17 protein-coding genes are annotated in these 15,131 nt (G+C 60.7%); 8 read left to right on the top strand and 9 right to left on the bottom strand.

Translation table 11 applies throughout. From position 1 onward, the window contains the following. Positions 1-20 precede the first annotated feature (20 nt). Positions 21-227 carry a cold-shock protein gene (locus phaeop14_RS09545; RefSeq protein WP_040170517.1) on the bottom strand — a complete coding sequence of 69 codons (207 nt, stop codon included), beginning with the start codon at positions 225-227 and terminating at the stop codon, positions 21-23. Between the two features lie 220 nt (positions 228-447). Between phaeop14_RS09545 and phaeop14_RS09540 the strand changes: the two genes are divergently transcribed. After that, positions 448-780: an arsenate reductase family protein gene (locus phaeop14_RS09540; protein ID WP_040170519.1), complete on the top strand. Its 333-nt coding sequence runs from the start codon at positions 448-450 to the stop codon at positions 778-780. 40 nt (positions 781-820) lie between these two features. Next, a complete protein-coding gene (locus phaeop14_RS09535) occupies positions 821-1,189 on the top strand; it encodes a hypothetical protein (RefSeq protein ID WP_096789385.1) in 369 nt (122 codons plus the stop codon). A gap of 81 nt (positions 1,190-1,270) precedes the next feature. Here phaeop14_RS09535 and phaeop14_RS09530 read toward each other — a convergent pair whose 3' ends face one another. From phaeop14_RS09530 to phaeop14_RS09505, 6 genes are all read right to left on the bottom strand, one after another. Beyond that, positions 1,271-1,807: a DoxX family protein gene (locus phaeop14_RS09530; RefSeq protein WP_040170524.1), complete on the bottom strand. Its 537-nt coding sequence runs from the start codon at positions 1,805-1,807 to the stop codon at positions 1,271-1,273. A gap of 3 nt (positions 1,808-1,810) precedes the next feature. Then, on the bottom strand, positions 1,811-2,566 hold the full coding sequence (locus phaeop14_RS09525) for an HvfC/BufC N-terminal domain-containing protein (RefSeq protein ID WP_096789384.1): 756 nt from the start codon (positions 2,564-2,566) through the stop codon (positions 1,811-1,813). After that, positions 2,563-3,411, bottom strand: coding sequence for an MNIO family bufferin maturase (bufB, locus tag phaeop14_RS09520; protein ID WP_096789383.1), 849 nt, complete (start codon positions 3,409-3,411; stop codon positions 2,563-2,565). Before bufB ends, phaeop14_RS09525 begins: the two co-directional genes overlap by 4 nt. Before the next feature lie 68 nt (positions 3,412-3,479). Then, the gene (locus phaeop14_RS09515) at positions 3,480-3,785 is read right to left on the bottom strand and encodes a BufA1 family periplasmic bufferin-type metallophore (protein WP_014875093.1); all 306 of its coding nucleotides are present in this window, start codon (positions 3,783-3,785) and stop codon (positions 3,480-3,482) included. Between the two features lie 234 nt (positions 3,786-4,019). Then, on the bottom strand, positions 4,020-5,966 hold the full coding sequence (gene thrS, locus phaeop14_RS09510) for a threonine--tRNA ligase (RefSeq protein ID WP_096789382.1): 1,947 nt from the start codon (positions 5,964-5,966) through the stop codon (positions 4,020-4,022). A gap of 174 nt (positions 5,967-6,140) precedes the next feature. Next, positions 6,141-7,145 carry an Lnb N-terminal periplasmic domain-containing protein gene (locus phaeop14_RS09505; protein ID WP_096789381.1) on the bottom strand — a complete coding sequence of 335 codons (1,005 nt, stop codon included), beginning with the start codon at positions 7,143-7,145 and terminating at the stop codon, positions 6,141-6,143. Between the two features lie 242 nt (positions 7,146-7,387). On the opposite strand from phaeop14_RS09505, the gene phaeop14_RS09500 reads away from it, so the two are divergent. The 3 genes from phaeop14_RS09500 (at position 7,388) to phaeop14_RS09490 (ending at position 9,599) form a co-directional block, all read left to right on the top strand. After that, on the top strand, positions 7,388-8,167 hold the full coding sequence (locus phaeop14_RS09500; RefSeq protein WP_096789380.1) for an alpha/beta hydrolase: 780 nt from the start codon (positions 7,388-7,390) through the stop codon (positions 8,165-8,167). A 106-nt stretch (positions 8,168-8,273) separates the two neighbouring features. Then, complete coding sequence (locus phaeop14_RS09495; RefSeq protein WP_096789379.1) at positions 8,274-8,717, top strand: VOC family protein; 444 nt, start codon at positions 8,274-8,276, stop codon at positions 8,715-8,717. 6 nt (positions 8,718-8,723) lie between these two features. Then, entirely contained in the window at positions 8,724-9,599 is an 876-nt protein-coding gene (locus tag phaeop14_RS09490; protein WP_096789378.1) for an alpha/beta fold hydrolase, read from the top strand. 20 nt (positions 9,600-9,619) lie between these two features. Here the strand turns inward: phaeop14_RS09490 and phaeop14_RS09485 are convergent, their stop codons facing one another. Both phaeop14_RS09485 and phaZ read right to left on the bottom strand, forming a co-directional pair. Continuing rightward, on the bottom strand, positions 9,620-10,192 hold the full coding sequence (locus tag phaeop14_RS09485) for a DUF6151 family protein (RefSeq protein WP_040170538.1): 573 nt from the start codon (positions 10,190-10,192) through the stop codon (positions 9,620-9,622). A 74-nt stretch (positions 10,193-10,266) separates the two neighbouring features. Beyond that, positions 10,267-11,541: a polyhydroxyalkanoate depolymerase gene (gene phaZ, locus phaeop14_RS09480; protein WP_040179960.1), complete on the bottom strand. Its 1,275-nt coding sequence runs from the start codon at positions 11,539-11,541 to the stop codon at positions 10,267-10,269. Between the two features lie 145 nt (positions 11,542-11,686). Between phaZ and phaC the strand changes: the two genes are divergently transcribed. The 3 genes from phaC to phaR all read left to right on the top strand — a co-directional run bounded on the left by phaC (position 11,687) and on the right by phaR (position 14,936). Further along, on the top strand, positions 11,687-13,525 hold the full coding sequence (phaC, locus tag phaeop14_RS09475; protein WP_096789377.1) for a class I poly(R)-hydroxyalkanoic acid synthase: 1,839 nt from the start codon (positions 11,687-11,689) through the stop codon (positions 13,523-13,525). 133 nt (positions 13,526-13,658) lie between these two features. Further along, complete coding sequence (locus phaeop14_RS09470; RefSeq protein ID WP_040170543.1) at positions 13,659-14,102, top strand: hypothetical protein; 444 nt, start codon at positions 13,659-13,661, stop codon at positions 14,100-14,102. Between the two features lie 273 nt (positions 14,103-14,375). Then, entirely contained in the window at positions 14,376-14,936 is a 561-nt protein-coding gene (phaR, locus tag phaeop14_RS09465) for a polyhydroxyalkanoate synthesis repressor PhaR (RefSeq protein ID WP_096789376.1), read from the top strand. The last annotated feature ends 195 nt before the right edge of the window (positions 14,937-15,131 follow it).

The following is a 15,131-nucleotide window of genomic DNA, read 5'->3' as shown; positions in this document are numbered from 1 at the left end:
TCGGCGCAGCCGTATCGTGTTTAAAGGGGGCGAATGTCGCTGGCCATCTGGCGACCATCGCGCCCTTCGGTCATCTCGAAATCAACTTTTTGATTATCCGCAAGGCCCGTCAGCCCAGACCGTTCAACCTGTGAGATGTGCACAAACACATCCTTGCCGCCGCCTTCGGGCTCGATAAAGCCATAACCCTTGGTTGTATTAAACCATTTCACGGTGCCACTCGCCATGTTCCCGTGTCTCCTTCCTTCTAGTGAGCCGCCATGAATACACGATAATTTCACGTTTCCGGGCGACATGATCGGTTCTGCCGCAATGCGCTGACAGAACAGGCCAGGGAGATTGTCCCAACCCGGTTTTAACTTTTGCACGGACCATGTAAAAATCAAGCAAAACAGTGTGGCTCTACCATAAATTGTGCTGAGCCATCCCCTCGGGAAAGGAAAAAGCGTGCAACTCTACGGATTGAAGACCTGTGACACCTGCCGCAAGGCGCTGAAACAGCTGCCGGAGGCGCAGCTGGTCGATGTGCGCGCCGATGGTGTGCCGGAGGCCGTTCTCACAGCAGCCATGGCGCAGTTTGGCGATCGTCTGGTCAATACCCGCTCCACCACTTGGCGCGGGTTGAGCGAGGCGGAGCGGGCGACGGATCCTCTGGATCTGCTGAAGGCCCATCCGACATTGATGAAACGTCCACTGATCCAGTCCGGCCCCGATTTGAACGGCGATCTGTATCTCGGCTGGGATGCCAAAACCAAGGCGGCCCTTGGCGTTGAGGGCTAGGATCCCCATCTCAGTTCCGGAGTAGATGAGGAGAGCGGCAATGCGCAATGCAGCGCTGGTGCTGGGCATCGTGGCCGGGCTGATTGGGATGATGGTGGGGTTTGCGGGTTATGGCTATACCGCCGCCGTCGAGTATTTTGGCGAGGTCGACGGGATTGTCCGGCAGGTCGATGACGTTGATCAGCTGCGGCTCTTGGCGGTGATCTCGCCCATTCTGGCGCTGGCAGGCGGCGCGATGGCAATCTCCCGCGCGCTGTGGGGCGGGGTGTTGCTGCTTGCGTCGGCGGCGGGGCTCTATGCGGGGTTCGGGTTGAATGTCTTTACCATCTTCCCGATCTCACTGGCGCTTCTGGGCGGGCTGCTGGCGTTGGCTGCGGGCAAACCGGATGAGCCGAAAGCGCATTTCTGAACCGACGTGAATAATGGTCATGAAAAAAGGCGCCGCTGCGGATGCAGGGCGCCTTTTTTTTGGATTTGAAAGCGGATCAGATCAGGCGGCGGCAGGCGCCGTGGCGCGCCGTGCAAGCGCATCCAGCGACAGCGGGCCTGCACCTTTGAACACCAGAACCAGCAGCAGGAATGTCCACATAACCCGCTGATCCACCAGACCGATGGCATTGTCAAAAAGACTGCCCAGTTTGACGCCATGGCCGGTCACATCGACGATGGTCTGCACCCAGATGAAGCCAATGGTGCCAAGGGCGGCGAGCCGGGTGAGCAGCCCGACCAGGATCAGCGCAGGCAGGACATATTCTGCCACTGTCCCGGCAAAAATCACCAACCGCTGAAAGATATTGAGCTGCGAGACATCATAGAGCACGGCCTCAGCCGCATGCGGGAAGATCTGGCCGAAGGCCCCGGCGGAGGGTGAGAAGATCGACCCATCCGTCTTCAGCCCGGCGGAGTTCCAGTAGTAAACCAACAGGACCGCCGCAAAAACCAGCCGTGCAAGGATTGGCAGAATGATGTCCGAAAGCCTATCAGCTTTGCCAAAGATGGAGGTGTAAGAGGAAACAAGCGCGTGCATCGGTTATCCTTTGCGATCTAGGTCAATGATTGCACCGCCTTGCAGCAACAGGGCGAGCGGGTGTGAGAGGTCGAAATCCGGGTGGTCGGCCTGAACCGTGGTCAGCGCCTCTTCCAATGTGGCGCCACCTGCTATGACGGTGATCCAGTCGGCACCACCCGCAGGCAGTTCCTGTAGAACCGGGTCGAATTCGGGCCGGGTGATAAGCACATCCTGCGCCATATGCCGGGGCTTGGGCGCGTCCTCTTCGGTATTGAAGCGCCAGATGTCATAGATTGGCCAGGGTGAGCGCAACAGGGCAACGGCGGGGGCCAGCGTCAGCCGGGTCGCCATCAGCGCCTCAGGGGGCAGGGCTGCTAGACGCGCCGGGTCAACCGGCGTGGCGTCGCCCGCGTGATACGCCCGGCGCAGGGCCAGATCGAGGCGCGCCGCATCCGGCAGATAGCCGAGGTGTTTCAGTTGCTCCATCCCGGCAAGAAAATCCGGAAATTCGGCCCCATAGTGCATCATCAGCGGCGAGGAGGGCGGGTGAGCGCGCAGATACAAACCCGCTAGCCCATCAAGGTTCTGTTTGCCCAAGAGCTTTGCGATCAGGGGAAAGGCGCTGTGCATCGCCTCCGTCAGGGAGACGGCGACGTTGTTGCGATAGACGCTGAACCGGCGCCCGGCAGGCTGGCCGGTCGCATCCAGCAGCCCCTCCGGCACCGGCTGCGCCGCGTCGATCATGGCGCGGGTGAAATCTGTTTGCGAGACAGTCATGCCGGGACGCGCTCCAGCGCGGATGCGGCGCGGTCTGCCTCGGCGGCCAAGACGGGCCAGTCGGGCACATCGGTGTCCCATTCAACCAGCACCGGTTTGGGGCCGGATTTGGCCAGCGTATAATCCAGCAGCGCCCAGACAGGATCCACCACCTCAGCGCCGTGGCTGTCAATCAGCAGCGGCTTGCCGTGGTCGTCCTCATCCTCATCATGGCCGCCCAGGTGGATCTCGCCGACCTGATCCAGCGCAAAGGCATCAATATAGCCCTGCGGCGAGAAATCGAGATTGGTGGCAGAAACAAAGACGTTGTTCACATCCAGCAGCAGCCCGCAGCCGGTGCGGCGGGTGATCTCTGCCAGGAACTCCGGCTCGGACCAGCTGCTCTCGGCAAAGGCGAGGTAGCTGGAGGGGTTTTCCAGCAGCATCCGCCGCCCGATGCTGTCCTGCACCTGATTGATATGATCACAGACCCGCGCCAGCGTGGCATCCGTATAGGGCAGCGGCAGCAGGTCGTTGTAGAAATGGCTGTCATGGGTGGACCAGGCGAGATGCTCAGAAAAACTCGCCGGATTGAGCCAGCCGACCAGATGTTTCAGCCGCGCCAGATGATCGCCGTCCAATGCCCCCTCACCACCGATAGAGAGGCCGACACCGTGCACCGACATCGCAAACTGTTCGCAGAGATGGCGCAGCTGCGCAATAGGGCGGCCGCCGTCACCCATGTAGTTCTCAGCGTGAATTTCCAGCCATTTCACCGCGCCGGCTTCGGCGAGGATATCGGCAAAATGCTGCGGCTTGTAGCCAACACCGGCTGCGGCGGGTAGGGAAGAAGCGGCGTCCAGCATGGCAGGTCCTCGGGTCGGGTTACAAAAAGGGCGGGAGACTCCCCCCGCCCTTGGCGTTAATCCTTTGCTTATGCAGGCAGGTCGCGCTCCAGCGGCTCCAGCGAGCCCTTGCGGTCGCTGCCATCCGCCATGGCTGGCAGATCCATGCCTTCGCAGCTGCCGGCATCCACGAGGGTCCAGGCATTGCCCTGATAATCGACGGTCGAGGTGCCGGCGCAGGTGGTGCCGGGACCGGCGGCGCAGTCGTTTTGACCGGCGAGGGAGACGCCATAGCATTTCTCTTTGGACTGGGCGGCGGCCGGGGTGACCATGGCAGAGGTCAGCGCAGCAGCAACGGCACCAGCGACGGCGAGGGATTTTGCGGTGTTGGACATTGGTGTCTTCCTTCTTTGGAATTTGGTTGCGAGGGCGGTGTTACAAGTCAGACATTAGCTCAGGCCGGGAAGTCTTTGAATTCACGAGCCTGTGTCTCACGCGGGCGTCAGCAGCTGTGACCGTATATTACAACCTTCTGGCTGCCGAACCCTTAAAACCATGCGCAAAAAGAAACCGGCCCCGCAAGTGGGGGCCGGTAAATGGGTAAAGATCAGCAAAAGACCGCAGAAATGTTACAGAAGATCCGGCGGCGTTGCCTCAACCGCCAAGGTTTTTGTTACAGCGTCCAGCGCTTCGACCTTGGTCTGTTTCTCGCCCAGACGCCGGACGGAAACGGTGCGCTCTTCGACCTCGCGGTGGCCGACGGCCAGAATGACCGGCACCTTGCCCACGGAATGCTCGCGGACCTTGTAGTTGATCTTCTCGTTGCGGATATCCGCCTCGGCCCGCACACCGGCGGCGCGCAGGGTCTCAACCACTTCGTTCACATAGTCATCCGCATCCGATGTGATGGAGGCGACAACCACCTGACGCGGCGCGAGCCAGAACGGCAGCTTGCCTGCGTGTTCTTCGATCAGGATGCCGATGAAGCGTTCAAAACTGCCAAGGGTTGCGCGGTGCAGCATGAACGGGCGGTGCTTGCTGCCGTCCTGACCGATGAAATTCGCATCCAGACGTTCCGGCAGGTTGGGATCCACCTGCAGGGTGCCGCACTGCCAGTTCCGGCCAATCGCGTCGGTCAGGGTGAATTCCAGCTTGGGACCGTAGAAGGCACCTTCGCCCTCCAGCAGCTCATAGTCATAGCCCGCCGCCTTGCAGGCATCGCCAAGCGCCTTCTCCACCAGATCCCAGCTTTCATCGCTGCCGATGCGTTTTTCCGGGCGGGTCGAGAGCTTGATGGTCCAGTCATGGAAGCCAAGATCGGCATAGACCTTCGACAGGAAGGCGATGAACTTGGCGGTTTCAGATTCGATCTGATCCTCGGCGCAGAAGATGTGACCATCATCCTGAGTAAACCCACGCACCCGCATGATGCCATGCAGCGCGCCCGAGGGTTCATAGCGGGCACAGGAGCCAAACTCGGCCATGCGCAGCGGCAGATCACGGTAGGATTTGAGGCCCTGATTGAACACCTGCACATGGCAGGGGCAGTTCATCGGCTTCAGCGCGTTCACGGCCTTTTCACGGGCGTGATCCTCGTCGACCTCAACGATGAACATGTTTTCCTGGTATTTGTCCCAGTGACCAGAGGCTTCCCACAGTTTGCGGTCCACCACCTGCGGGGTGTTCACCTCGACATAGCCGTCGCGGTCCTGCATGCGGCGCATGTAATCCTGCAGGGTGGTGTAGATCTTCCAGCCGTTCGGGTGCCAGAAGATCTGGCCGGGAGCCTCTTCCTGCATGTGGAACAGGTTCATCTCGCGGCCCAGTTTGCGGTGGTCGCGCTTGGCGGCCTCTTCCAGCATATGGAGATGGGCTTTCAGTTTCTCCTTGCCGGTGAAGGCAACGCCATAGATCCGCTGCAGCATGGCGCGGTCGCTGTCGCCGCGCCAGTAAGCGCCAGCGATGGACATCAGCTTGAAGGCATCACTCGGCAATTGGCCGGTGTGCTGCAGGTGCGGGCCACGGCAGAGGTCCTGCCAGTCGCCATGCCAATACATCCGCAGCGGCTCATCGCCGTGGATGCTCTCGATCAGCTCGACCTTATAGGGTTCATTGTTGTCGGTGTAGTGCTGGATCGCGCGGGGGCGGTCCCAGACCTCGGTGCGCACCTCGTCCCGCTTGTTGATGATCTCTTTCATCTTCTTTTCGATGGTGCCGAGATCTTCGGGGGTGAAGGGCTCTGCGCGATCAAAGTCGTAGTACCAGCCGTTTTCAATCACCGGGCCGATGGTGACCTTGGTGTCGGGCCAGATCTCCTGCACCGCGCGCGCCATCACATGGGCCAGATCGTGGCGGATCAGCTCATTGGCCTGCTCTTCGTCCTTCATGGTGTGAAGCGCGATGGAGGCGTCGGTGTCAATCGGCCACTGCAGATCCCAATGCGCACCGTTCACGGTGGCAGAGATCGCTTTTTTGCCAAGCGAGGTAGAGATGGAGGCTGCGACCTCAGCAGGGGTGATGCCTGCGTCATAGGATCGTGCATTGCCATCAGGGAAGGTGAGAGAGATTTGGGCCATTGTCTGGCTGCTCCTCGTCGGTTTGGCGCCCACTGAACGCCCGGTTGCGGGTTATATGTGTTTTGCCCGTTTGGCAGGGGCGCGCGAGGCTGTCAAGCGGGCGAGGGGCCAGCCCCGCGCGCTCCCTGGGATATTTTGTGCCAGAAGATGCAAAAGCCGGATTAGGGTCCTGGATCAGGGGGCAGGAGCTGGCACACCTTCGCGGATCAGGGCGGAGAAGTCTGGTGTGATGCCCTCGGCCTGCGCCTTGGCGGTGATACTACCAAGGTTGCGCAGCTCCTCAGTACTGTAGCCTGTCGCCAGTACCCCCTGATCATGGGCGTATTCGGGCAGGTAGCCATTGGCCAGCACCCGCCAGTCCAGCGGCACGTCCTCGACGATGATGCGGATCATCGTCATCACCACGGTGGTGCAGTTTGAGGTCAGCGAGTTATACCATTGCGGCTGCGCGGCCAGCCTGTTGGCGGCCTCGACATATTGCATCAGCAGCGCGCGGGCGGTGTCCGGATCAGTGTCGATGCGAAACAGCTGCACGTCCTCGCCGCGGGCATTGGTTCGGGTGCCCACCACGTCGCGCTCATCCGCTGCGATCAACACCAGCGTATTGGTCTTGAACAGGTCCGCGATGGGGGAGAAGCCACCGCCAACCTGACGCCGCACCTCCACAGACCAGGCGATATGCGCGCCATCCTCAAAGCCGAAGCTGACCACCATATGCGCCATCTCCGGCCCGGCCCAGTAGGACATGAACAGATCGACGGTCTCCAGCTGGCTGAGGTCATAGCTGCGGGTTTCCCACCGGGGGGTGAATTCGGTCGGGGTGGTCCAGTCGAAATTGCGCACATCTGTCAGCGTCAGGATATCGCCATTGCGGGTGCCGGTGACCTGCCGCGCGACATCGGGCGACCAGTTGGCCTCTGCCGGGGGTGTGAGGCTGGCCCACCACCAGATCAGCGCCGCAAGCGCGAGACAGAAGGTCGACAGCCCGCGCAAGGCCCGCCCCCGGATCACCGCCCAGAGCGTGGCCAGACCAAGACCGGCAAAGCCGGAAGCCGCGGCTGTGCGCCAGAGGCTGTCAACGGGCAGACGGTACCACAGCGCCATGGCCCCCCAGACGGTGGTCAGAAGGATCAGCAGACAGAGGAGGCCGAGACAGAAAAGACGAAGGGCACGGGGCAAGGGCTGGCTCCTGATCGTGGGGCAAAGAGGGATATCGCGCGGACCCTAGGCATGGCGGCGATGGGTCGCAAGGGTGTTGCGACGGTGAAAAGTCGCCAAGTCTGAAGGCGTTGCCGCGTTGCACCGTGGCCAACCTATGCCGGGATCCCATGCGGCTGCGGTGAAACACGCCATTGCCGTCGCGCCGTTGCCGTGGCAGATCTGAAGGCCTGTGATTTGGCACAATACCAACGGGGGACAGTATGACCGCAACCCAATTTCTGGACACTGATACCGGCCGCCGCCTGGCCTATCATCTGACCCCCGCAAGCGGCGAGACAGCGGCGCCGACGGTGGTGTTTCTGGGCGGGCTGAAATCCGACATGGAGGGCACCAAGGCGATACATCTGGAAGCCTGGGCGCAGGCGCGTGGATTAGGCTTTCTACGGTTTGATTACTCCGGCCACGGTGAAAGCTCCGGCACATTTGAAGAGGGCTGCATTGGCGACTGGCATCAGGACACGCTGGCAGCGGTTCAGGCGCTGACCACGGGCAAAATTGTTCCCGTCGGCTCCTCTATGGGCGGCTGGCAGGCGCTCTTGCTGGCGCGGACCCTGCCGGAGCGGGTCGCGGGTCTGGTCACCATCGCTGCCGCCCCGGATTTTACCGAGGACGGCTATTGGGCCAATTTCACCGATGCCCAGAAGGCGGAGCTGGAGACGCGCGGGCAGGTCGAACTGCCAAGCGACTACATGGAGCCTTATGTGATCACCAAACGCATGATTGAGGACGGGCGCAACCATCTGGTGTTGCGCGCCCCGCTTACGCTGCCGATGCCGGTGCGGTGTCTGCAAGGCACCGCTGATACCGCGGTCAGCACGGAAACCGCCCTGCGGCTGCTCGATCATGCCAGCTGCGCCGATATGCGCCTGCAACTGGTCAAAGATGCGGATCACCGGTTTTCGGATCCCGCCTGTCTGGCCCTGATCGAAACGGCTGTTGCAGAGGTTCTGGGGCTATCTGACGCGGATGGGATCCGCTAAGCTAGAAGGAGAGCGCCCTTCGCAGGGTGCAATCTAACGCGCGCCACGAGTTGTTAAATATACGAGGCCTCCCTCATCAGGGACGCCACGGGCAGGAGAGGAACCGATGGACCAACGCATCAGCCTGATCACCCTCGGGGTGCCCGACATGGAGCAGGCCGCCGCCTTCTACGAGGCGCTTGGCTGGCAGCGGGCGCAGAGCCCCGATGGCGTCATTGCTTTTGACCTGATCTCACAGACGTTGGGGCTGTATCCTTTGGCGGCGCTCGCTGAGGATATCGGCCTGCCGGTGGAAGACCTCGGCACCGGGGCGATGACCCTCAGCCACAACACGCGCAGTGCTGAGGATGTGGCCACGCTTTTGGCCAAGGCCGAGGCGGCAGGCGCCACAATCCTGCGCCCGGCGGGGGAGGTGTTCTGGGGCGGCACCATCGGCTATTTTCGCGCGCCCGACGGCCATATCTGGGAAATCGCGCATAATCCGTTCTCGCCGCTGTCTGACGACGGCGCGTTTCGCTGGAACGGCTACGGGACCGAGGCAGGAGGATAGGCGCGGGTGGCGGATCAACTGGGCAGAGCAGGGCAGACCGAGACGCGCGCAGGCGGGCCGGGTAGTGCGCCTCTGGTGATGCTTCCGGGGCTGATGGGCACGGCGGAAGTCTTCGTGCCGCAGCTGCGGGCGCTTTCCGGCGTGCTGCCAACCATGGTGGCGCCGCTTCTGGGCGGCGACCGGATTGAGCGCATCGCCGATCATCTGCTGACGCAGCTGCCAGCGCGGTTTGCGCTGGCTGGGCTGTCGATGGGCGGCATTGTTGCGATGGAAATCCTGCGCCGCGCACCCGAACGGGTCAGCCGGTTGTGTCTGATGTCGACCAGCCCCTTGCCCGATACGCCAACACAGGCCGCCGAGTGGGAGCCGCTGATCATCGCGGCCCGCAGTGGTCGGCTGGAGGATGTTCTGCGCGGCTGCCTGCCGGTGGACAGTCTGGCGCCGTCGCCGCAGCGGCTTGATATCCTCAACACCATCTATCAACAGGGCTGCAGTCTGGGACCTGAGCTGTTCGTGGCGCAGGCGCGGGCCCTGCAGCGGCGCACCGATCAGCAGGCGGCACTGCGCCGTTTCAAGGGACCGACCCTGATCCTCTGCGGGGCGCAGGATCGGCTGACGCCGCTGAAACGGCATGAATTTATGGCGGCCCTGATGCCCAACGCCCGGCTCTGTGTGATTGAGGAGGCAGGCCATCTGCCAACGCTGGAACAACCGGATCAGGTGACCGGTGCCATGGCCGCATGGCTGGCCGAGGTTGCCCCGGATCAGGACGAGAGACCGGACCCGCCGCGGGAGACTGCAACTACCGCTGCGGGCGTGGCACAACCGGCAGCGCCGTCGCTACCGCCACTGACCCTGACAAACCCGCTAAAGACCAGCTGAATCAGTTATTTATACGGAGGTTAGCGGAGCAGGGCTGCGCGCTCTTCCTTGCTGATCACCTCTGGCTTTGACACCGGCTCACCGCTTTCGACGTCGAAAAACGGTGTCTCCCTCCACCGGCCTGACAGCCGCGCCGAGATCATTCGGCTCAACAGCGACATGACCATCCGCGCGGCACCTTCGGTGCGGGGCTGTTTGCCCTGTTTCGGAACAGAAGCCCGCGCGCGGATCTTGCCAAGCGCATCTTTATCGGCAAATCGATCCGACCGCAGCCCGGCGAAGGGCAGCGTGGGTTTGGCCAGCGTATTGGCCATTGGGGTGCCGCAGCAGCCCGCGTACCAGCGAAACAGCCCCTTCGGACTGAGCCGCATTAGCCGCAACAGATCTTGTCCCTGATGGAACCGGACCCCGTCGGGATTGACCTGAAACAGATCAACCGGGCCCGGGGCCGGGTCGGGCTGGTTGTGATAGATTTCATTGGCGCGGCAATCGGCGCAGAAGCAGACGATACGGGTGCCCGCCTTGCGCGCCTCTTGCGATAGCTCGCCACGGATTTTTCCGCAGTCACATGCGAAACTCAGCGGATCGGCCATTCTGGGCGCTCCTTTGTGTCATCGTCCGATTGGTTCAGACCCTGGTCTAGCCCGGTCCAGCTGTTGGCGGTGTGTCAGGCGGTTGCCTTGGCGCGTTTCGCGGCCGGTTTCTTTGCCTTGCGGGCGTTGGCGTTCATGAATTCGATCACCAGCGGGCGGATATTGTCACGCCAGCTGCGCCCGGCAAAGATGCCATAGTGTCCCGCCCCCGGCTCCACATGGCTGGCCTTTTTCGTCTCCGGCAGGCCAGTGCAGAGATCCAGCGCGGCGATGCACTGACCGGGCGCCGAGATATCATCATTGGCGCCTTCGACGGTTTTGACCGCCACATCGGTGATTTTGCCGATATCCACCTTGTGCCCGGCGACGACAAATTCATTGCGCGCGATTTCGCCCCCTTTGAAGACACGCTCCACAGTGGAGAGATAGAACTCCGCCGTCATATCCATCACGGCGAGATATTCGTCATAGAACCGGTTGTGGGCGTCGTGATCCGACGCCTCACCCCGGCTGACGCGCTGGATCTGGTCCATAAACGCCTTTGAGTGACGCTCACCGTTCATCGACATGAAGGAGCTGAGCTGCAACAGGCCTGGATACACCTTGCGGCCCACACCCTTATACTTGAAGCCGACGCGCTGGATCATCGTTTCTTCCAGCTGACCCATGGTGACCCGGCGGCCAAAATCCGTCACATCGGTGGGGGTCGCATCGGGATCTACCGGCCCGCCAATCAGCGTCAGCGAACAGGGCTGGGCGCCGGGATCCTGTTCCGCCAGATAAGCGGTGGCCGCCAAGGTCAGCGGCGCCGGTTGGCAGACCGCAATCACATGGGTGTCCGGCCCCATCTCGCGCATGAAATCAACGAGGTAGAGGGTGTAATCTTCAATATCGAACTTGCCTGCGGAGACCGGAATATCGCGCGCGTTATGCCAGTCGGTGACATAGACTTCGCAGTTTTCGATCAGGCTTTTGACGGTGGAGCGCAGCAGGGTTGCGTAGTGGCCCGACATCGGCGCCACCAGCAGCACCTTGCGCGGCTGTTCGGCGCGGCCTGCCACGCGGAAATGGATCAGATCGCCAAAGGGCCGTTCCACAACCGTGTCGATCTCCACCACGTGATCGCGGCCATCGGCGCAGGTCTGGGTGTAAATGCCCCAGTCCGGTTTGGTGACCATGCGCTGGAAACTGCGTTCCGTGACCTCGCCCCAGGCGGCCATCCAGCTGAGCGCCGGATTGGGGATCGCGGCAAAGGCGGGGTTCGACGCCATCGACAGGGCCGTTGCGCCAAGCCACTGGTTGGTGTTGCGCATGGTTTCCATCAGATCGTACGACATCATGTAACGCATGTTATATCTCCATTGCGTTGGCCGCTTGGATCCGATCTGAATCCACGTGCGGTTGTGTCACAACCCATCGGACGTTTCACTGCTTTGTCGTATGATGGGCGGACAGTATTCTGCATAGCAGAAAGATTACGGGGGATTTGTTAAGATGACAACAAGTGAGAGCACGGATCCGGACGTCTCACCGGAACATATTGAACGAATTAAAAAAAATATGGAGCAGGTTGAGCAACTTTCAAAACGTCTGATGGATGTTCTGGCTCAGAAAAAATCTCACCCCGCTTCGCTGGATGGTCCGAATCAAGAGCTTTTTGCACGCGCAGCAACGGCCTATTGGTCGGAAATGGCGAAAAACCCGGCAAAGCTGTTGGAAAAACAAGTGGCTTACTGGGGCCAGGCGGTGGTGAATTTCGCCGAAGCTCAGTCGCTTTTGGCGAAATCCCTGGAGGGCGACAGCCCGGATGAGACCGCGCCCACCGCGTCTACTGCGCCGGCGGATCGCCGCTTTGCCAATCCGATGTGGCAATCAAACCCCTATTTCCACTTTATCAAGCAGCAGTATCTCACCAATGCTGAGGCGATCCGCAACGCCGTGGCTGAGGTTGAGGATATCGACGACATCGACAAACGGCGGCTCGGCTATTTTGCCGACCAGATCGTGCAGATGATGGCGCCCACCAATTTTCTGGCGACAAACCCCGACGCGCTGGAAAAGGCGGTGGAGACCGAAGGTCAGTCGCTGATCAAGGGTCTGGAGAATCTGGTTGCCGATCTGGAGGCCAATGACGGCGAACTGGTGGTGCGGCTAGCGGATGAGAGCGCCTTTGAAATCGGCCGCAATATCGCCACGACACCCGGCGAAGTTGTGTTCCGCAACGAGATGATGGAGCTGATCCAGTATCGTCCCACCACGGAAACCGTGCATGAGACCCCGATCGTGCTGTTCCCGCCCTGGATCAACAAGTTCTATATTCTCGACCTCAAGGCGCAGAATAGCCTGATCAAATGGGTGACCGAGCAGGGCTATACGCTGTTTGTGGTGTCCTGGCTCAACCCCAGCGCGGAGCACGCCGATCTGGGGCTGGAGGACTATATCGAGAAGGGCTATCTGAGCGCGATCGAGACCGCCAAGTCGATCTGCAAGGTCAAACAGGTCAATGCTGTCGGCTACTGTATTGCGGGCACCACTCTCAGCCTGACCCTGTCGCTGCTGAAACAGCGGGGCGATACCTCGATCAAATCGGCGACGTTTTTCACCGCGCTGACAGATTTCTCCGATCAGGGGGAGTTCACGCCCTTCCTGCAAAACGACTTCATCGACGGGATCGAGGAGGAGATTACCAACAACGGTCTGCTGCGCTCTTATATTATGGCGCGGACATTTTCCTTCCTGCGCTCCAACGATCTGGTCTACGGCCCGGCCATCCGCAGCTATATGATGGGGGAGACGCCCCCAGCCTTTGATCTGCTGTATTGGAATGGCGATGGCGCCAACCTGCCGGGACGGATGGCGATGCAGTATCTGCGCGGCCTGTGCCAGCGCAATGAATTCGTGCGTGACGGGTTTGAGCTGATGGGCCACACGCTGCATGTGCGCGACGTGACTGTGCCGGTGATGGCGATCACCTGTGAGACTGACCATATCGCCCGCTGGAAAGACTGCTATCGCGGCGTGCAGCAGATGGGGTCGCGCTCGAAGACCTTTGTGGTGGCCCAGTCGGGTCACATTGCGGGCATCGTCAATCCGCCGACCCGCAACAAATACGGCCATTACACCAATACCGATCTGAAGGTCGATGCCGACAGCTGGCGGGAGGGGGCCACCTTCAACGAAGGGTCCTGGTGGCCACGTTGGGAAAGCTGGCTCAAGAAACGGTCCGGCAAACAGGTCCCGGCCCGTGATCCCGGTGATTCCCAGCATCCGCCGCTTACGCCAGCGCCGGGAGACTATGTGCGGGTGAAGGCGCGCCGTCAGGCAAGCGATTGATTTTAGGTCGTTCTCAAAAAATATTCTGCATTGCAGCAATAAAAATCTTGAAATGCTGCGGTGCAGAAACAATATTGGGGTCATGCGAAGGCGGCAGAACGATCTGGCCGCGTAACCAAGAGGAACCAGTACAATGGCTAAGACCCAAGATTTTACCGCGATGATGAAAGACATGATGGGTGCGTTTCCGGTTGACACAACCGCGATGGAAGATGCGTTCAAAACCACCGCAGCCCTGAACGAAAAACTGTCCAATGTTGCCCTGCAGGCCGCTGAGAAGTCCGCCGAGATTTCCAACAGCTGGGCCAAAGAAACCCTGACCAAGCTGAGCGACGTCTCCAAGGCACAGGCTGAGCCTGCGGATTACGCCAAAGCGGCAACTGATTTCGCGTCCGCCTCCGCTGAAGTGGCTGCTGAGAACATGGCCGCCTTTGCTGAAGTTGCGAAAAAGGTTCAGATGGACACCGTTGAGCTGCTGATGTCGGCTGGCAAGGACATGTCCGAAGAGGCGTCCGCCGCTGTGAAGAAGGCCACCAACGACGTGACCTCCGCTGCGAAAAAAGCCGCCGCTAAGTAAGCGCCGCGCGCATTTGCAAAGGGGTTTTATACTCCTCCCAACAAAATCTCTTTGCACTGAAGGGGGCAGGTCATCGGACCTGCCCTTTTTCGTTGTCCTATTTCGATTGCCCAAACAGGGCTTGCGAGGGGGCCGGCAGCCCAGCTTCGGAAACGGGGTGGGCGGGTTATTGGATCCGACGATCAATTGTTGCGCTGCTTGGCGTAACGCTTCCCTTTTGTTCTGCGCTCGCATAGGCTTTGCTGCAACGCATCATGTCTGGGGAGAAGTGACATGTCGGATCAGGATAAACCCTTGTTGATCAAACGATATGCCAGTCGGCGGCTCTATAACACGCAGACCAGCGACTATGTCACGCTGGAGGATATCGCCGGCTTCATCCGGGAGGGGCGCGAGGTTCAGATTGTCGACCTCAAGACAGGTGATGACCTGACCCGTCAGTATCTGTTGCAAATCATCGCCGAACACGAAAGCCGGGGCGAGAATATCCTGCCGGTGAATGTGCTCAACGATCTGGTGCGCAGCTATATGGTGCCGGGCGGCGGGGTGATGCCGCAGTTCCTGCAAAGCTCGTTCGAGATGCTGCGCGAGAACCAAAGCAAGATGGTTGAGAATATGAATGCGATGAACCCGATGGCACAGATGCCGGGGTTTGAGGCGATCAAGGCGCAGCAGGAAGCCTTTCTGAAGGCGATGGCCGGTGGGTTCTCCGGCGGCTGGCCTGCGGCGAGCCAATCATCCGGCGATGCAGAGAGCGCTGAGGACGGCGACGGGCTGGATGATATCAAACGCCAATTGGCCGAGTTGCAGGATAAACTGTCCAAGCTGAAGTGATCCCACGCACACCCCGCGCGCCATCCTGCGACCAAAGTCGCAAGGGCGCGCGCGTGTTTTTGATCCCGCTGGCTGCGCTCCGGCGCTAGACTAAACCCGTCAGGTCACGGCCCGTTCTGTCTATCGTCGGCTTTGTCCGCCCTGTCTGCGGCAGGCCTTGTCCGGTTATGGACCACCACGCGGCGACCGCCCCAA

The sequence above is a fragment of the Phaeobacter piscinae genome (assembly GCF_002407245.1).
GTDB classification, from domain to species: Bacteria; Pseudomonadota; Alphaproteobacteria; order Rhodobacterales; family Rhodobacteraceae; genus Phaeobacter; species Phaeobacter piscinae.
This window is presented reverse-complemented; position numbering and strand designations above follow the sequence as displayed.